Source organism: Bradyrhizobium sp. ISRA430, assembly GCF_029909975.1.
Taxonomy (GTDB): domain Bacteria; phylum Pseudomonadota; class Alphaproteobacteria; order Rhizobiales; family Xanthobacteraceae; genus Bradyrhizobium.
In genome coordinates this window covers 325,062-341,772 of the sequence record NZ_CP094516.1, presented here as the reverse complement: position 1 = coordinate 341,772, position 16,711 = coordinate 325,062, and the positions used below count along the sequence as shown (strand labels likewise).

23 protein-coding genes and 1 tRNA gene are annotated in these 16,711 nt (G+C 62.7%); 16 read left to right on the top strand and 8 right to left on the bottom strand.

Annotated elements, in window-relative coordinates; translation table 11 throughout:
* The first annotated feature begins 39 nt into the window (after positions 1 to 39).
* On the top strand, positions 40 to 1,170 hold the full coding sequence (locus MTX21_RS01890) for an iron-containing alcohol dehydrogenase (protein WP_280970259.1): 1,131 nt from the start codon (positions 40 to 42) through the stop codon (positions 1,168 to 1,170).
* A 47-nt stretch (positions 1,171 to 1,217) separates the two neighbouring features.
* The gene (locus MTX21_RS01885; RefSeq protein ID WP_280970258.1) at positions 1,218 to 2,195 is read left to right on the top strand and encodes a tripartite tricarboxylate transporter substrate binding protein; all 978 of its coding nucleotides are present in this window, start codon (positions 1,218 to 1,220) and stop codon (positions 2,193 to 2,195) included.
* A gap of 127 nt (positions 2,196 to 2,322) precedes the next feature.
* Here the strand turns inward: MTX21_RS01885 and MTX21_RS01880 are convergent, their stop codons facing one another.
* From MTX21_RS01880 to MTX21_RS01870, 3 genes are all read right to left on the bottom strand, one after another.
* A complete protein-coding gene (locus MTX21_RS01880) occupies positions 2,323 to 3,150 on the bottom strand; it encodes a 3-keto-5-aminohexanoate cleavage protein (protein WP_280970257.1) in 828 nt (275 codons plus the stop codon).
* Positions 3,151 to 3,197: 47 nt separating this feature from the next.
* Positions 3,198 to 4,595: an MFS transporter gene (locus tag MTX21_RS01875; protein ID WP_280970256.1), complete on the bottom strand. Its 1,398-nt coding sequence runs from the start codon at positions 4,593 to 4,595 to the stop codon at positions 3,198 to 3,200.
* A gap of 397 nt (positions 4,596 to 4,992) precedes the next feature.
* Positions 4,993 to 6,393, bottom strand: coding sequence for an FAD-dependent oxidoreductase (locus MTX21_RS01870; protein WP_280970255.1), 1,401 nt, complete (start codon positions 6,391 to 6,393; stop codon positions 4,993 to 4,995).
* Positions 6,394 to 6,802: 409 nt separating this feature from the next.
* Between MTX21_RS01870 and MTX21_RS01865 the strand changes: the two genes are divergently transcribed.
* The 3 genes from MTX21_RS01865 to MTX21_RS01855 all read left to right on the top strand — a co-directional run bounded on the left by MTX21_RS01865 (position 6,803) and on the right by MTX21_RS01855 (position 8,110).
* On the top strand, positions 6,803 to 7,018 hold the full coding sequence (locus MTX21_RS01865) for a dodecin domain-containing protein (RefSeq protein ID WP_280970254.1): 216 nt from the start codon (positions 6,803 to 6,805) through the stop codon (positions 7,016 to 7,018).
* Between the two features lie 255 nt (positions 7,019 to 7,273).
* On the top strand, positions 7,274 to 7,609 hold the full coding sequence (locus tag MTX21_RS01860) for a hypothetical protein (RefSeq protein ID WP_280970253.1): 336 nt from the start codon (positions 7,274 to 7,276) through the stop codon (positions 7,607 to 7,609).
* 171 nt (positions 7,610 to 7,780) lie between these two features.
* Positions 7,781 to 8,110, top strand: a complete 330-nt coding sequence (locus MTX21_RS01855) for a GcrA family cell cycle regulator (protein WP_280970252.1) — start codon at positions 7,781 to 7,783, stop codon at positions 8,108 to 8,110.
* A 95-nt stretch (positions 8,111 to 8,205) separates the two neighbouring features.
* Here the strand turns inward: MTX21_RS01855 and MTX21_RS01850 are convergent.
* Both MTX21_RS01850 and MTX21_RS01845 read right to left on the bottom strand, forming a co-directional pair.
* Positions 8,206 to 8,279, bottom strand: a tRNA-Gly gene (locus MTX21_RS01850).
* A gap of 390 nt (positions 8,280 to 8,669) precedes the next feature.
* A complete protein-coding gene (locus tag MTX21_RS01845) occupies positions 8,670 to 8,855 on the bottom strand; it encodes a hypothetical protein (RefSeq protein WP_280970251.1) in 186 nt (61 codons plus the stop codon).
* Positions 8,856 to 9,057: 202 nt separating this feature from the next.
* Here MTX21_RS01845 and MTX21_RS01840 point away from each other — a divergent pair, with 202 nt between their 5' ends.
* The gene (locus MTX21_RS01840; RefSeq protein ID WP_280970250.1) at positions 9,058 to 9,444 is read left to right on the top strand and encodes a YciI family protein; all 387 of its coding nucleotides are present in this window, start codon (positions 9,058 to 9,060) and stop codon (positions 9,442 to 9,444) included.
* Positions 9,445 to 9,449: 5 nt separating this feature from the next.
* Here MTX21_RS01840 and MTX21_RS01835 read toward each other — a convergent pair whose 3' ends face one another.
* Positions 9,450 to 10,040, bottom strand: a complete 591-nt coding sequence (locus tag MTX21_RS01835) for a TMEM175 family protein (protein WP_280970249.1) — start codon at positions 10,038 to 10,040, stop codon at positions 9,450 to 9,452.
* 129 nt (positions 10,041 to 10,169) lie between these two features.
* Between MTX21_RS01835 and MTX21_RS01830 the strand changes: the two genes are divergently transcribed.
* The 10 genes from MTX21_RS01830 to MTX21_RS01785 all read left to right on the top strand — a co-directional run bounded on the left by MTX21_RS01830 (position 10,170) and on the right by MTX21_RS01785 (position 15,956).
* Positions 10,170 to 12,227: an ATP-dependent helicase gene (locus MTX21_RS01830; protein WP_280970248.1), complete on the top strand. Its 2,058-nt coding sequence runs from the start codon at positions 10,170 to 10,172 to the stop codon at positions 12,225 to 12,227.
* Positions 12,228 to 12,326: 99 nt separating this feature from the next.
* Complete coding sequence (locus MTX21_RS01825) at positions 12,327 to 13,358, top strand: LLM class flavin-dependent oxidoreductase (RefSeq protein ID WP_280970247.1); 1,032 nt, start codon at positions 12,327 to 12,329, stop codon at positions 13,356 to 13,358.
* Positions 13,359 to 13,649: 291 nt separating this feature from the next.
* Positions 13,650 to 13,841 carry a hypothetical protein gene (locus tag MTX21_RS01820; protein WP_280970246.1) on the top strand — a complete coding sequence of 64 codons (192 nt, stop codon included), beginning with the start codon at positions 13,650 to 13,652 and terminating at the stop codon, positions 13,839 to 13,841.
* Positions 13,842 to 13,855: 14 nt separating this feature from the next.
* Entirely contained in the window at positions 13,856 to 14,059 is a 204-nt protein-coding gene (locus tag MTX21_RS01815) for a hypothetical protein (protein ID WP_280970245.1), read from the top strand.
* Positions 14,060 to 14,084: 25 nt separating this feature from the next.
* The gene (locus MTX21_RS01810) at positions 14,085 to 14,441 is read left to right on the top strand and encodes a hypothetical protein (RefSeq protein WP_280970244.1); all 357 of its coding nucleotides are present in this window, start codon (positions 14,085 to 14,087) and stop codon (positions 14,439 to 14,441) included.
* 157 nt (positions 14,442 to 14,598) lie between these two features.
* A complete protein-coding gene (locus MTX21_RS01805; protein WP_280970243.1) occupies positions 14,599 to 14,787 on the top strand; it encodes a hypothetical protein in 189 nt (62 codons plus the stop codon).
* Positions 14,784 to 14,966: a hypothetical protein gene (locus tag MTX21_RS01800; protein ID WP_280970242.1), complete on the top strand. Its 183-nt coding sequence runs from the start codon at positions 14,784 to 14,786 to the stop codon at positions 14,964 to 14,966. The genes MTX21_RS01805 and MTX21_RS01800 overlap by 4 nt, the downstream gene beginning before the upstream one ends.
* A 217-nt stretch (positions 14,967 to 15,183) precedes the next feature.
* On the top strand, positions 15,184 to 15,543 hold the full coding sequence (locus MTX21_RS01795; protein WP_280970241.1) for a hypothetical protein: 360 nt from the start codon (positions 15,184 to 15,186) through the stop codon (positions 15,541 to 15,543).
* Complete coding sequence (locus tag MTX21_RS01790; RefSeq protein ID WP_280970240.1) at positions 15,530 to 15,709, top strand: hypothetical protein; 180 nt, start codon at positions 15,530 to 15,532, stop codon at positions 15,707 to 15,709. The genes MTX21_RS01795 and MTX21_RS01790 overlap by 14 nt, the downstream gene beginning before the upstream one ends.
* A 58-nt stretch (positions 15,710 to 15,767) precedes the next feature.
* Complete coding sequence (locus MTX21_RS01785) at positions 15,768 to 15,956, top strand: hypothetical protein (protein WP_280970239.1); 189 nt, start codon at positions 15,768 to 15,770, stop codon at positions 15,954 to 15,956.
* 4 nt (positions 15,957 to 15,960) lie between these two features.
* On the opposite strand, the gene MTX21_RS01780 is transcribed toward MTX21_RS01785, so the two are convergent.
* Together MTX21_RS01780 and MTX21_RS01775 are read right to left on the bottom strand one after the other, a co-directional pair.
* Positions 15,961 to 16,275 carry a hypothetical protein gene (locus tag MTX21_RS01780; protein WP_280970238.1) on the bottom strand — a complete coding sequence of 105 codons (315 nt, stop codon included), beginning with the start codon at positions 16,273 to 16,275 and terminating at the stop codon, positions 15,961 to 15,963.
* 9 nt (positions 16,276 to 16,284) lie between these two features.
* Positions 16,285 to 16,710, bottom strand: a complete 426-nt coding sequence (locus MTX21_RS01775) for a hypothetical protein (RefSeq protein ID WP_280970237.1) — start codon at positions 16,708 to 16,710, stop codon at positions 16,285 to 16,287.
* Position 16,711 lies beyond the last annotated feature (1 nt).

Genomic DNA, 16,711 nt, shown 5'->3' with positions numbered 1-16,711 from the left:
TCGCGCGCGGCCATCATCACAGCTTTGGAACGAGACACCATGACCACGCTTGCCGCCCCCATCGAGCTGATCCAGCCCGAGATCGTCGCGTTCGGCTCCGGAACGATCGCGCGCGTGGCGCAGTTCGCGCGTGAGAACGGCGCGAGACGCCCGCTCGTCATCGCCGACGCCTTCAACGCCGCGCGTGTCGACGTGCTCGGCCTACCCGGCGAGGTCAGCGTGTTCGGCGAGGTCAAGCCGGAGCCGGACATTCCGAACCTGGAGAAGGCGCTGGCGGTCGCAAAGACGGCCAGCCCTGATCTCGTGGTCGGCTTCGGCGGCGGCAGTGCGATGGATGTTGCCAAGCTCGTCGCCGTGCTCGGAGGCGGCCGGCAGAAGCTCGTCGATGTCGTCGGTCCCGACAAGGTCGCGTCCCGTGACGTCTTCCTGGTGCAGGTGCCGACCACGTCGGGCACCGGCAGCGAGGGCGGCATCCGTGCGCTGGTCACCGACCCCGCCACCGAGAACAAGCTCGCGGTGCAAAGCCGCTTCATGCTTGCCGATCTCGCAGTGGTCGATCCGGATCTCACCATGACCGTTCCGCCGCAGGTCACCGCGGCGACCGGCGTCGATGCGCTGGCGCATTGCGTCGAGGCCTTCACCAGCCGCAAGGCACATCCCGCCATCGATCTCTACGCCATCGAAGGCATCCGTCTCGTCGGCCGCTTTCTCCGCCGCGCCGTCACGGACGGTTCGGACCGCGAGGCGCGCGCGGGCCTGTCGCTGGCCTCGCTCTATGGCGGCTTCTGCCTCGGTCCGGTCAACACTACGGCCGGGCACGCGGTCGCCTATCCGCTCGGCACGCGCCACCACATCGCCCATGGCCTCGCCTGCGCGCTGATCTTTCCGCATACGCTTGCCTTCAACATGCCGGCGGTGCGCGACAAGACGTGCGAGGTGCTGAAGGCGCTCGGGCTGGAAGCGACCGACGATCCGCGTGCGGCGTTCGATGCCACCTACCGCTACTGCGCCGGCCTCGGCATCGAGATGCGGCTCTCCGCGGTCGGCGTGCCGCGCGAGGACCTCACGTCGATGGCAACCGAAGCGCACGCCATTCGCCGCCTGCTCGACAACAATCCGCGCGATCTCGGCAAGGACGAGATTCTAGCCATGTACGAAGCCGCGTTCTGAACGGCTCGCGCGCGAGGTTTTCCAACCATCAAGACAAGGGAGAGACTATGAAACGCAGAGCATTTCTGGCGGCGGCCGCGCTATGCGCCGTGACGGCGATTGCACCGGTGCAGGCGCAGGACAACTATCCGAGCAAGCCCGTTTCGGTCATCGTGCCGTTTTCCGCGGGCGGGACCGCCGACATCTTCGCACGCATGGTGTCATCGCATCTGCAAAAGACCTGGGGCGGCACGTTCGTAGTCGAGAATGTCGGCGGCGCCGGAAGCATCCTCGGCGTGACGCGGCTGGCGCGTGCGGCGCCTGACGGCGCGACGATCGGCCTTGCCAGCACCTCGGCGCTGTCGATCAACCCGACGCTCTATGGCGAGAAGCTGTCGTACCGGCCCGACAAGGACCTGATCCCGGTCGCGCAGATCAGCGTCGTGCCCAACGTTCTCGTCGTCAATCCGGCCAAGCTCAAGGTGAAGTCGGTGCCGGAATTGATCGCCTATCTCAAGGCCAATCCGAACAAGGTCTCGTTCGGCTCGGCCGGCGTCGGCACCTCGCAGCATCTCGCCGGCGAGCTGTTCCAGCAGATGACGGGAACGCAGATGGTTCACGTGCCCTACAAGGGATCGAGCCAGATGCTGACCGATCTTTTGAGCGGCCAGATCGACCTCGCCTTCGACAACGTGCCGCTGCTACTGCCGCAGGCCAAGGAAGGACATCTCGTGATGCTGGCGACCGCAACGCCGGAGCGCGCCGCCTTCGATCCACAGCTACCCGCAATGAGCGAATTCCTGCCGGGCTTCGAAGCGGTGGCTTGGCACGGCTTCCTGGTGCCGGCAGGCACGCCGAAGCCGGTCGTCGACAAGCTCGCGGAGGAAATCCGCACGTTCATGAAGCAGCCGGAAACGGTGGCAAAGATGGCCGAGCTCGGCGCCATCGCGGTCGCAAAGGACCCGCAGGAATTCTCCGCCTACATCGCGTCGGAAACGACGCGCTGGAAGAGCGTGATCGAGAAGGCTGCGATCAAACTGGATTGATTGGAGGTGCTCGGCAGCGTCGGCTGTCGTAGCCTCCAGCCAGTGCGCATGACAATGCGCAACTGGAGCGCCTCAAGCCCTCGCGGGCGGCGAACAGCGAACCTGATCGTTGCCCTCGCCGCGCGCCCTACCCTGCAATTCTGAGCGCCGATCGCGCCTCGGCCGGGGTGGCGACGTGTCGGCCGTCACGCGCGACCGCCTCGCAAGCAAGGGCCACGAGCTCCGCGTTGCTTCTGGCCAGGCGATCCTTGTCGATCCTGATATTGTCCTCGAGCCCGGTGCGAACCGCATCGGCTCCCCGCGACAACGCCCAGCCCATGACTTCAGCCTGGTGGCGCCCGATCCCCGCCGCGGTCCAGGTCGATTTCGGCATCAGCCGCTTGAGCTCCCCCAGAAGGATGTCGAGGACATACTCGTCCGCCGGCATTGCGTTCTTGACGCCCATCACGAACTGCACGTGGGGATGCTCATCGATCAGTCCCGCCTCGATCAGGCGGCGGGCGCCATGCAGGTGCGACAGATCGAAGATCTCGATCTCGGGACGGATGCCGCCTGCCTTCATGCCGGTGGCGAGCTGCTCGACCAGGGCAGCGCTGTTTTCGTAGACAATGGTCGGAAAGTTCACCGATCCGGTCGACAGAGACGCCATGTCGGGCTTCAGATAGAGCGCCGACCCGCGCGCCGACGGATCGCGGCCGCGCCCTCCAGTCGAGAACTGAACGATCATGCCCGGACAATGCTTCTTGATACCCTCCTGCACCTCCGCAAAGCGCTGGGGATTCGAGGATGGCGTTTCGTCATCATTTCGAACGTGAATATGCGCGAGGGTCGCGCCGGCCTCGAAGGCCTCGTGCGTCGACTCGATCTGCTCGGACGGCGCGATCGGCACTGCCGGATTGTCTTTCTTGCGCGGAACGGAACCGGTAATCGCGACAGCAACAACAACAGGGTTCATCCTTCAACTCCTTGGGTCAGCGATGTGCAGCCGGGCGACGATCGCGATCATGCCGGCGAAATGGCAGTCGCGTTTGCGGTCTCCGCACGCCTGCGCTCATAGTCTGCCCTCGGCATCGGAACTGCACCCGGATCGCCGAGATCATCAATGCTGATCCGGTAGGTTTCCCTGGCAGTTACGGCTGCGAGGGCTGCAATGACCGTGATGCCGAAGGCGATCGCTCCCACCGTGAGCGGAATATTGGCCGAGCCGGGAGGCGCCACAGTCGCAAACAGGGCGGGAAGCAGCGCCGTGATAGTCGTTCCGATGTTCTGCGAGATGGCCATCGCCGAAACCCGGGTTCGCGTCGGAAACAGCTCGGGATAGAAGCTCGGGAAGATCGCGTTGTAGCCCTGATAGACGACACCCCACATCAGGAGCGACAACAGGATCGCCAATGGCACATTCTTGATGCTGATTGCATAGAGGTAGCCGAATGCGAGCAAGCCGGAGCAGAGCGCACCGACGATGATCGGAGGCTTGCGACCGACCTTGTCGGACAGATTGCCGACGAAGGGAATGACGAATACCGCCAGCATGTTTCCGAGAACCGGGATCCACAAATAAACGTCCTTCGCGAAACCGATGCCGTAGGCAGACTGGACGGCATAAGCTGCGCCGAAGATCGTCGCGACGACCGGAATGACATTCATCAGTGCCATGCAGACAACCCTGAGCATGTCTTTCCAATTCAGCTTGATGGCCTGAATGATCGGAGCCCGCGGAGTTTCTCCCCGCTCATCTTCCCTGGCAAAGGCGGGGGTCTCTTCGACTTCGCGGCGAATGATGTAGCCCGCGACGATGACGAAGAAGCTGAGCAGGAAGGGAATCCGCCAGCCCCAGCTATTGAACGCTTCGGTGGGCATGTAGGCTGCCAGCGGCAGGAAGACCGCCGCCGCAAGGATCTGTCCGGCCTGCACGCCCTGAAGCGCGAAGCTTGCATAGAATCCGCGCCGCCCGAATGGCGCATGCTCCAGGATCATCGAGCTCGCGCCGGAGATTTCGCCGGCAACGGCAAAGCCCTGCACGAGACGCAGGATGACCAGAAGGGTCGGCGCCAGGATGCCGACCTGTTGGTACGTCGGCAGGATGCCGACGGCCATCGTCGAGATGCCCATCAGGAACATGCAGACGATAAGAACTGTTTTGCGGCCATGGGTATCGCCCCAGTGGCCGAGAACGAAGGCACCAATCGGCCGGGCCACGTATCCAACACCGTACGTCGCCAGTGATGCGACGATGGCAACGGTGGGATTGTCCGACGGGAAGAAGATTTGCGGGAAGATCAGCGACGCTGCGGTCGCGTAGATGAAGAAGTCATAATATTCAAGCGCCGATCCGATCCAGCCGCTCGCAGCAGCTTTCTTGGACTGACCGACCTCATGGATCGCCCGAGCCGTGGTCATCTGCAAGTTTCCTCCAACCTGTTTGCTGGCGTCCCGTGACCGGGCTTCATGGATATGTTGGGCAGCAATGTCGGAACGCGCGGCGGACTTTCCGCACGCGTCTGTTCGACTGCCGAGACCTGTCTGGTTCGGCGCGACAATAGGCTTTCCGCGAGCTAACACAATTACCCTGTTATGCGAGAAACCTAACATCATGTTAGGTCGTGCTGCCGCAGGCCAAGGGAGGACATCTCGTGATGCGACCGCGAAGGACCCGCGGGAACTCTCAGCCTACGTCGCCTCGGAGACGACGCGCTGGAAGAGCGTGATCGAGAAAGCCGCGATCAAGATCGATTGAGCGGAGCAGGCTGGCAGCGCGCAGCGCCGACGCGGGAAGGATGGTCTGGCTTACTCAAAGTCAGCCATCCAGTAGCGCTGCCAGCCGATGTCGATCGATGATGTTGGGGTCTTGCGGCAATTCATAGCCGTCCAATTCGGCAAGTTTTGCAGCTACCTGCGGTCTGGCAATGACATCCTGAGGCAGCGCAAGGCACATCGCGATTTCAATCATGCCACGGAGCACGTCTGCGTCCTGGGAAGATGCAACGAGAAGCTTAGCCATGACCGGGTTAGGTGCGGGCACCGGCACGCCCTCTTCCAGAGCGTTCATCTCAGCGATCCGCGCGCGGTCCGCGGCGATCTGGTTTCGATAAAACGGGCCGACCTGTTTTTCTGTCTCAGCGTCGTATTGCCGGGAGAACGCTACTGGATCGTTGATGTGCAGGCGGGCAACATTGCGGAGCACCTGGGCGTGCAGAAGGCCGACACTCAAGCCCCGTCCGGCGGACGGGTTGGTGCACGCCCATGCATCACCTACAGCGGCGAACCCCGTGATGACGGGCTGACCATCGACGACAAACCGCCGGTACCGGTCGACAACTCCCGCCATCAGAAGGACGGGCGTGATTGGCTCGCCATCGAGCCAATGGGCTTGCCGCGGGCACGCGGAGACAATGTGATGGAACGTCGCCGTATCACGCAAGGCTCGCATCGCCTTGTTCTTGGACGAAGTATACAAGGTGATCGACCAAGTGCCATTGTCCCCATCCAGAGTCAGGATCGAGAACAAGCCCATTGGCGTGAGCGCGCGTCCCATCCTGCGAGGCCGCTGTTGCCCGGCGAAATATCGCGTAAAATAAGCGAAGTTGCTATCTTCGGCTTCCTCGATCGGCCTGCGGGCACCCGCGCTGACGATCCAATCGCATGCCGCGCTTCGCCGTCCCATCGCGTCGATAACCAGATCGGCGCGAATCTCCTCGCCGGATGTCGTGCGTACCCCTGCAACGTGCGGCACGCCGGGAATTGCCGATGCACCTGTGATCAATTCGCGAACCTTGGTCCCCCGACGGATGGTCACGTTAGGCGCAGCTTGCGCCATTGTAGCTACGGCCCATTCTATGATGGGCCTGCGGCCAGTGACGAAGCGTATGGCCTCGTCGCCGGGACGTGGGGTTCGGTCCGTTATGGTTGGGGGAAGACTGTCGAGATAGTCCACCCAGACGCAACCGGCTCGAAGTAGATCAGCCGTCAGCCCCGGCAACTCCTGATCGCTGATCATCCGAAATCGCGAACTGAGGTTATGAGGTTGCCTGAATTGGGCAACTCCGGGGCGTTCCCACGAATCCCATCCCTCGGCGGGCGCCGTAGGGTGACCTGCCGGATCAACCTCCAGCACTGTGACGCGGTGGCCGTCGCGACCAAGCATCGTCGCTGCGCATAATCCGATCACGCCTCCGCCGCAAATCAGGACTTTGCTCATCCCTTCTCCTCCCGGAGTTCGGCTGATCGCGGATGCGGCGCGGAGTGGCTATCGTCTCCTCCCGGCGAAACGATACCCACTCACGGCGGTGCACGAATGACTCAAGACATAGGTCGATGCGGCGAACCGGAGGTTCAAAAGTCTCCTCAGCTTGCCCTCAGAGCCCGGCTGCCACGGGTGACGTCCCATTGGTCGGTTATGCGTCACTGACAGACCCGACCCGATGCCCGGTCAGATTTCGGCTAAGGGCCGCGGGGCACCTTCCCCGCCAAATGCAGTCTGCCCCTTCCCGGCTCCGGGCGATGTCCCTGAGACCGTATCGCGTCGTATCAGCGCCGATATCCTGATGCTAGCTTCCACAACGGCAGGGAGCACCTGCTTCCTGCTTCATACCGAACAGGAGGACGACATGCCTGATAGCGTCTACAAGGTCATTGAACTGGTCGGTACCAGCAACGACTCCTGGGAGAAGGCCGCCGCCAATGCGGTCGAGCAAGCTGCAAAATCTCTCCGAGATCTTCGCGTTGCAGAGGTCGTCAAACTCGATATGCAACTGGATGCCAAAGGAAAAGTAGAGGCCTATCGCGCCAAGCTCAACGTATCGTTCAAGTTCGAGGGCTCCTGAGCCTCGACACCTCGCCCCGCTTGCGGGGCGAGGATGGCTCACCGAGCGGCCGCCAACGGACACCACGATTTGGAAAGAGCCCGCTTTGCGCCACGACCTGCTCTCCCCGCGAGATCCCCGTCAACGCCCCACAACCGAACCGGGACACCAGCCGTCCCCCAGCGCCATGACGCCTCCTGGAAGTAGGCCCTAGTCCAGCAGGGGCCCGATATGCTTTGATGCGTGAGGCCGGAAACTGCGACGCGTGGTGGCCTCATGTACATGGTCATTCGCAAGTATACCAAGGTTCGTTCGGTTGCGGACGCTGCTCGCCGCGCCAAGAGCGGGATCGGTCAGATCCTGAGGCAATCACCCGGATTTAGATCTTACTATGTGCTGGATGGGGGTCACGGCGTTGGTGTCGCCGTGATGATATTCGAGGACTGCGAAAGCGCCACTGCAGCAAACGCCAAAGTGCTGGAGTTTGTTCAAGCAAGCCTGCTTGACCTCAATCTTGGAGATCCCGAAATCATTACCGGCGAAGTTTTGGTGAACATAGAACGTGATGCGTCCCCGAGCATAAGCTCTTCGCAGACGCCGCCAGTTGCGTGAGGGCCGCCCCTTGCCGATGCAGACGCGCCGTCGCGTTGGAGCGATCGTGCCCTGGGCATCCGCAGTCCTTCGTCAGGCATATTCGATGACGCCGACGACCCGGCGGTCGTGCGCGAGCCGGACGAAGACTAGACTGGCCCGTGTCTGGCAATCCGCGCTATAATATCTCCCATGGGTTGGGATGCGAAAGACGTAGCACGGCTCAAAGGGCTCTGGGCCGCAGGACAGAGCGCGGCGCAGATCGCGCCCCGTCTCGGGTGTAGCCGCAACGCGGTCTGCGGCATGCTCACCCGTTTGGGCCTGAAGCGTGGCCACAAGCCACCAACAGCAAGACCCAAGATAAGGCCGGCCCCGAAGCTGAGGCCGGCGTCGTCGGCCGCCTGTGCCCGCCCAGTGGCAAAGAAGGTGTCGCGTAACACAGCAGAGAAGCAGCAGCCTCAGGAATTCAGCAAGCGGCAGCTTTACGCCATTCTAGCCGAGGCGGTCAGGAACACCGGCTAAGAGCTCAGCGCGACCGTCGTTGCGCTCCGCGTCGACACGGCGCAGCCTGCTTGTCCAAATGGAAACCTGAGAACGCGCCAAGCGCCCGAAATGATTGGAGCGGGTGAAGGGAATCGAACCCTCGTATTCAGCTTGGAAGGCTGCTGCTCTACCATTGAGCTACACCCGCGCAAGTCGCTCCCTAACACGGCCGGGCGGCGGTCTCAACTGCTCTCAAGGCGGCTTTCCGGCGTTGCGAACAGGGCTTGTTCCCACCCGACCGGCGGCCCCTTAACAGCGGCGCGCTCGCTGTCTATATCTGAGACTCCCGAAACCAACGAAAGGAGGTGATCCAGTGTCTTATCTCAAGCGCTGTCACCTCGCTGGGATCGCCCGCTGAGCTTTGACGAGAAGCTTGGCCACGGGGCGGTTTCAGCCCTGGACCAGCGAGACAAGAAATCGGGCGCGACGGGCTACTTCCCGCCGCGCCTATTACTTTTTGAGGATGCGCAGCCGAACGGCGGCGCGGCGATCGATATTTGCAAGGCGCTCATGTGGTGCGTCGGCGCGTCGCGAAGGTCTAGAAGCCGCAGACGTTCTGCCCGCGCGGGCGCTTTCCCCTGCGGCTTTCGACGATGCGCTCGCCGCCATTTTCGGCGGAGCTGCCGTAGTAGCGGTGATGGCCGGTCTGGTCGTGCAAATCGGCAGGCTGCGATTGTCCCGCCCGCCGCGCGTCGCAGATGATCCTGATGGTCTGACCCGACATTGCCGCCTCCAGCATTGACCGTGTTCCTTGTGGTCATCAGTCGCGACCGCTTCCGGCGGCGTTCACCGCGTAAGGCCGCAATCGGGTTTCGGGACGGTTTCGCCGCAAGCCTCCGACGCAATTTTTATGCATTGGGATTGTCGGCAGCGGCCGCGGTGATACGTCCTTTGAACCGCGCGCAGCCAAAACAGACGAGGTGACGATGCTCTACGCCATCCTGGCCTATCACGTGGAAGACGAGGTCCTGTCCTGGACGCCGGAAGAGGACGCGACCGTCATGACCAATTTGAAGGCCGTCCAGGAGCCGTTGCGGGCCAAGGGCCATTTCGGGCCGGCCGCCCGGCTCGATGAGACCCGCAAGGCCCGCACCCTGCGCGGGCCCGGCGCGGGACTCGTGCTCGACGGGCCCTTCGCCGAGACCAAGGAGCAGCTTCTCGGCTTCTACATCATGGAATTCGACAGCGAGGACGGCGCGATCGCCGCGGCGCGCGAGCTGCGCAAGGCCAATCCGAGCGCGGTCTACGAGATCCGCCCGATCAAGCTTTTCCTTCCCGCAGACGGGTTTGGCGCGACAGCGGCCGACGGGTGAGCCGGCTATGGCCCCTTGTCCGCCGGCGCGGCGTAGAAGCGCTGGATCAGCAGCCCGCCGAAGGCGATGAGCCACACGAACTGCGCGGCCCGCGGCGCGACCGCCGCAACCGCCGTGCCCGGCACGAACACCAGCAGCGGAAACAGCGAGGCCATGATTTCGCGGTGCCAGCCGCCCAAAATCGTCCACCACAGCCCGACATTGAAGCCGGCGATCGCGGTCAGGTTCAGGCCGTAGAGCACGGCGACCGCGCTGCTCATGCCGTAATTGGTGTAGAGGCCGTTGGTCACCGGCAGCAGCACGATCGAGAGCAGGAAGAACAGGTTGAGGATCACCACGCCGCGGCTGCCGATGGGCTGGCGCGCAAGCCGCCGCTGATGGCTGATCCAGAACACGCCGGCGATGATGAAGCTGAGCACAAAGCCGGCGAGCTTGCCGGAATAGGCCTGGGCGAGATCGCTCCAGCCAGGGGCGCTGGCGAACACCGCGGCCTTGGGCAGGTCATAGGCCAATAGCGTCATGGCGACACCGAAAATGGTGTTGCTGAGCGACTCCAGTCGTCGCATCTCGAACTGGTCGGGCTTGAGCTCGGTCATGCCAGCACGCGTTTTTTCGGGACTGGAACTTCTGCCTGCCTTGTCCCTAGGTCCTAATTCCGGTTCCGTCCAGCCGCATTGCGATTCGCGTTGGGATCGCCGAGTCTGGCGCTTTCACCGGGGCGATTCGTGGCGACATATCTGGACACGCTCAATGCGGAGCAGCGCCGCGCCGTCGAGCATGGCGTGGCCGATGGCGCGACCGTGGGCGGCCCCCTGCTCGTCATCGCCGGCGCGGGCTCCGGCAAGACCAATACGCTCGCCCACCGCGTCGCGCATCTGATCGTCGCCGGTGCCGATCCGCGCCGCATCCTGCTGATGACGTTCTCCCGCCGGGCCGCGGCCGAGATGGCCGGCCGTGTCGAGCGCATCGCCCGAAAGGTGCTGGGCGAGAACAACGCCGCGATCATGCGCGACGCGTTGACCTGGGCCGGCACCTTCCACGGCATCGGCGCGCGGCTGCTGCGCGAATATGCCGAACGCATCGGCGTCGATCCCGCCTTCACTATCCACGATCGCGAGGATTCCGCCGACCTGATGAACCTGGTCCGGCACGAGCGCGGCCTGTCGAAGACCGAGAGCCGCTTTCCGGCCAAGGGCACGTGCCTGTCGATCTATTCCCGCTGCGTCAACGCGGAGATGGAGATCGAGAAGGTGCTCGGCCAGCACTATCCCTGGTGCGCCGGCTGGGCCGCCGAGCTGAAAGGCCTGTTCGCAGCCTATGTCGAGGCCAAGCAGGCCCAGCACGTGCTCGACTACGACGACCTGCTGCTCTACTGGTCGCAGATGATGAGCGATGCACTGATCGCCGAAGAAATCGGCGGCCGCTTCGATCACGTGCTGGTCGACGAATATCAGGACACCAACCGCCTGCAATCCTCGATCCTGCTGGCGCTGAAGCCCGATGGCCGCGGGCTCACCGTCGTCGGCGACGACGCCCAGTCGATCTATTCGTTCCGCGCGGCGACCGTACGCAACATCCTGGAGTTTCCACAGAGCTTCTCACCCCGCGCGGAAATGATCACGCTCGACCGCAACTACCGCTCGACGCAGGCGGTGCTGTCGGCGGCCAACGGCGTCATTGGCCTCGCCCGCGAGCGCTTCACCAAGAATCTCTGGACCGACCGCACCTCCGCGCAGAAGCCGCAGCTCGTGACCGTGCACGACGAGGCCGACCAGGCCCGCTACATCGTCGAAGAGGTGCTGGCCAACCGCGAGCAAGGCGCACTGCTCAAGCATCAGGCGGTCCTGTTCCGCACCTCCTCGCACTCCGGTCCGCTGGAGATCGAGCTGACCCGCCGCAACATTCCCTTCGTCAAGTTCGGCGGGCTGAAATTCCTCGATGCCGCGCACGTCAAGGACGTGCTGGCGCTGCTGCGCTTTGCCGAAAATCCGCGCGACCGCGTCGCGGGCTTCCGCATCCTGCATCTGCTCCCGGGCGTGGGGCCGGCGACCGCGCAGCGCGTGCTCGACCAGATGGCCGAGAGCACCGACCCGCTGCACGCGCTCGGCCAGCTTCCTGTGCCGCCGCGCACCGGTGAGGACTGGACCGACTTCGTCCGCACCGTCGAAAACCTGCGCTATTCGGAATGGCCGGCTGATCTCGAACGCGTGCGGCTCTGGTACGAGCCGCATCTCGACCGCATCCACGAGGATTCCGAGACCCGCCGCGCCGACCTCATGCAGCTCGAGCAGATCGCGAGCGGCTATGTCTCACGCGAAAGATTTTTGACCGAGCTCACGCTCGATCCGCCGGATGCGACCAGTGACAAATCCGGCCCACCCCTGCGCGACGAGGACTATCTGATCCTCTCCACCATCCACTCCGCCAAGGGCCAGGAGTGGAAATCGGTGTTCGTGCTCAACGTCGTCGACGGCTGCATGCCCTCCGATCTCGGCGCTGGCACCAGCGCCGAGCTCGAGGAAGAGCGCCGCCTGCTCTACGTCGCGATGACGCGTGCCAAGGACGATCTGCACCTCGTCGTGCCGCAGCGCTTCTTCACCCACGGCCAGGCCGCCAAGGGCGACCGCCACGTCTACGCCTCGCGCACCCGCTTCATCCCGGAGTCGCTGGTCCCGCTGTTTGAGCGCACCGCCTGGCCGCGCGCTGCCACAGGCCAAGCGCGCGCCGCCGCGCAAGGCCCGAAGATCGACATCGGCGCGCGGATGCGGGGGATGTGGCGGTAGCCGTCGAAAGAACGGAAACCGAGCATTTCCAAAACGCGGCCTTGTGACGTCGCGGCCATCCCTTAAGTCTCGGCGATCCTCCCCACAGAGACCTGATCGATGACCGCACCGCTAGAATTCGGACTGGATACCTTTGGCGACGTCACCAAGGACGCCTCCGGTGCCATGCTTGCGCATGCGCAGGTGATCCGCAACGTCGTCGACGAGGCGGTTCTGGCCGACGAGCTCGGCCTCGACTTCATTGGCCTTGGCGAGCATCACCGCGGCGACTTCGCGATCTCCTCGCCCGAAACCGTGCTGGCCGCGATCGCGTCGCGCACCAAGCGCATTCATCTCGGCTCGGCCGTGACGGTCTTGAGCTCGGACGATCCTATTCGCGTCTTCCAGCGCTTTGCGACGTTGGACGCGCTCTCAGGCGGGCGCGCCGAGGTGATCCTCGGCCGCGGCTCGTTCACCGAATCCTTTCCGCTGTTCGGCTTCGACCTGCGTCGCTATGAAGAGCTGTTCGAGGAGAAGCTCGACCTGTTCGCCGCGCTGTTGTCGCAGAAACCGGTGAGCTGGGAAGGCAAGCTGCGTCCGCCCCTGAGGGACCAGCTCGTCTATCCGCCGGTCGAGAATGGCGAGCTCAAGACCTGGATCGGCGTCGGCGGCAGCCCGCAATCAGTGTTGCGCGCCGCACATTACGACCTGCCCCTGATGCTGGCGATCATCGGCGGCGATCCCGCGCGCTTTGCGCCTTATGTCGATCTCTATTACCGCGCCTTCAAGGAATTCGGCCGCCCGGCAAAACCGATCGGCGTGCATTCGCCCGGCTATGTCGCCGAAACCGATGCGCAGGCGCGCGAGGAGCTGTGGCCCGATTACAAGGCCATGCGCGACCGCATCGGCAGGGAGCGTGGCTGGCCGCCGATGGGGCGCGATGAGTTCGTGAGTGAGGCCGAGCACGGCTCGCTCTATGTCGGCTCGCCCGAGACCGTCGCGCGCAAAATCGCCGCGACCGCAAAGGCCCTCGGCATCGCGCGCTTTCAGTTGAAATATTCGGCGGGTCCCTTGCCGCACGACAAGCTGATGCGGAGCATCGAGCTCTACGGGAGCAAGGTGGTGCCGATGGTGCGGGAGATGATGGGTTAGCGCTTGGCGACGGCGGCCAGTCCGTCTTCGCTTTCACTGCCCAGCAATCACCAAAGCCTCTTCTTCGCGAAGGCGCAGCCCTCCTTCGCCAAGGCTTCGGAGGGCATCCTGCTTCTCGCTTTGGCGGGCTGCAATCCTGCGCAGCGCGTTAGCGCGAAGCAGGATGGTGGGGGAGGAAGAAGTCAAATCATCAAGCCTTGGCAATAACTTACAAGAAAGTGCGGGCGAATAGCGAGCTTTGAAACGAATAGGTTATTTTGTGCATCTCCCGCACCAATCGGAGATTTCCAGATGAACGGCAGCAAGGAAAAATACCTCTACCAGATCGACTGCCAACTGAGGCGCGAGAAGGATGCGACCAAGCGGATGCAGATCGGGTTGCTGATGGCCCAGATCCGGGAGGGCGGCGAAGCGGTCGAGCCGTTCCTGAAGCGCCAGGTCGATCTGATGCTGAGGCCGGCCGACGACGGCCAGACTCACTAACCGGAGATGAGACGATGAGCAGGAAGCCAAGACCGGGCGGCACGGTGATGATCAGTCGCAAGCCCTACACGGTTCTGGAAGGCCCCAAGCGCGACGCGAACATCTATCGGATCATGATCCGCGCAAAGGATGGCGGGGCTTATTGGGCTTCCGCGCCGAGTTGGCAGGCTGGATGCGGGCCTTGGCGCATCAGTGGTCCCGTGATCGGCGACCAGTAACCCGCATCTGGAATGGGATGCGACGATGAGCGACGAACGCATACCGGCCGAAGTCTTCCCGCTCGCCGAGTTCTTGGGCGAGGAGATGATCGAACGCGGTTGGAATACCGATGACCTGGCCATCCGCATCGGAGGCAACGAGAACATGATCGCCCGCAACATGCTGGCGCTGATGCTCTTGCTGAGCGTCCAGCGCGAAGGGCTTCTGATCGGGGATAGCATGCTCGACAGCCTCACCGAGGCGTTTGAGGTCGATCCTCAGTTCTTCCGCAATCTGGACACGGCTTGGCGCGAGGCTCCCGCCGATCGCCGCCGCTTCTATTCGCCACCGGAGAAGCTATTCGGCCCCGTCAGCCGGCGTAGCCTCATCCGAGCGATTTAGCCACTCGCATCTATAGGAAATGCGCCGTGCAGCATGCTTGGGATATTGTTCGGGAGGTGTGCTTGGCGTGTGGCCGCCCACGTTCTGACGAACTGTTGCAGTCGACAGAGTGCAGCGGACAGATCGAATATCGAGAGTACCTGATAGGAGGATACAAATGGCTGAGGGAACCAATTATTCCGGTAGTTTCAGCTTCACCGAAAAGGAAAAGGAAGAGTTCATCTACGGCCTAGTTGATGAGTTCAAGGCATCGCTTGCCGGGACAATGACAGATTCCCAGAAGTATGCCTTCATCGCAGGCGCAAGGTACGCGATCGTCACCCTCAGTAAGGGCGCGAGAGAATGAGCAAAAGCCGGATCATCGAGCTCCAGAAGTCGCTCAAGATCGCCCGCGCGGCGCTTGAGCGAATCCAGTGCGGCCACCGCAACCCCGAGGGGCTAGCGACGCAGGCGCTCGACGAGATGTGGAAACTGGAGCCTAAGCAGAAATTGCAAGTCCTGGTTGGGCACGATCCGCGCCGCTAGCCTGAATCACATTGGAAGGGAACGAACGATGATATCCTATCGAGATACGCACTGGAGCGATGCGCGTACTAATCGCGAGTTTATCGAGGCACTTGTTAAGATCATCGCGAGCACGGCGCCGGAGTATCGCAATGATCTGTGCAGAGACTTCCGCATTCCCCCGGCCATGGTCGCGGCGGAAATAGCCCGTCGCACATGAAAGATGAAGGACCGACTGATGACGAATAGGCCGCTAAGTGTCGTGGATTACGACGCATGGAATCGAGGCTACATGCCACCTTCTGAGCACGTCCTAATCGACAAACTCGCCTATCGTGGCGCCCGCGTCCATTTGAGCACCCCGATTTCGAGGGAGCACCAAATCTGGATCGTGATTGATGGACCAGCGCTGACCAACAAGCAGCGCAAGGCGATCCGCGACATGGTGAACCTCTGGTTTGAGGACGAAGAAACCGAACAGCTTGGAACCGGCTCTGAGAGCGCACCCGGCCTTGCTCAGTGCGATACCCCATCGCCCGCTCGCGAACAGAGCGATGGGCCTTCGGTCTCGAATGGTGTGCTCAATGCCGAAGATTGAAGTCAGCGACTGCGGCGAGGAAGGATGCGGCGAATGCGACGTCTGCACCTATCTCAATTTCCTCGAATGGTGCGGTCAGGTGGCCGGCGGCGTTCCGCACACGATCGAGCGCAATAGAGCTATCGAGGAGCACCTTGACCGCGCCTATCCACATTGGCGCACCTGAGCAGGATGTGACCCCGAGCGGGCAATCAGGCCCGCTGATACCCTGAGGATGTTTCAGCGTGTCCCGCGTCCGCATCAGAAAGACCAAGGAAGCCGTGCCAGGCACCGGCAGCTACCGCGTGGACTACGACGGCAAGACCATGTTTTTCTATTACGACGATGAGCCGAGCCGCCGGCTGCAACCTGATGCAATGACCAGCGAACAGGCGCTTGAGGCGGCTAGGACGTTCGCGCGGTCGAAGTCCTAAGCGATCACGAGGGCGGATATTCGCCGTCAACGCTGGAACGGCTCCCTCGCACAAACCCCTGCCCGTGGCGCAGTTCATCGTACCATTTCATGAGCATGCCGATCTGCATTTTCTGCGTCGCGACTTCGCTCATGGCTGCGCTGAACGACTTGAACTCCTTTTTCATCTCGTCGAAGTCGTCAACGAGACGGGTCAGAATCGCGCTGTTTGTCGCCTCCGAGATCCCGCGCTTGTAGATGATGCTGGCAGCGACGATGAACGCGCCGGCCACTGTCAGCACGTCACCGAACTTGATCGTCCATTCGAAGGTGATTCCCACGGGCAATCCTCAGCGCTTGATGATCCTGGTCACCCCGAGCCCGAGCTCGTAGATGAAGTAAAACCCATACACAACGCCGATGATCTTCCACTGGTTGTCGTCGAGCGGATCGGTGGTGAAGATTTTGCACGTTCCGATCGGCGCCTGAGAGCAGCCAAGGAATGAACCGATGACCTTATCCCAGACCAGCAGCTTCCAGACGACGATGATGACAGGCGACGCCGCGAAGGCGCGCACGATCATGTTGGTGCGTGACGTCTTCCCTTCAGACATCTGAAGGTCGCGTTGAGCCTCGAGCGTTTTGACGCGTTCCTCGGCGGCAATCTTCTCCTGCTCGGTCGTCGCATTAAGCGCGTCGGCGCGCGCCTTCACGATCGCCGTGGTGATCTTCTCGATCGGATCGGCCAGCCCGAGCAGGATGGAAAGCCAGCCCATG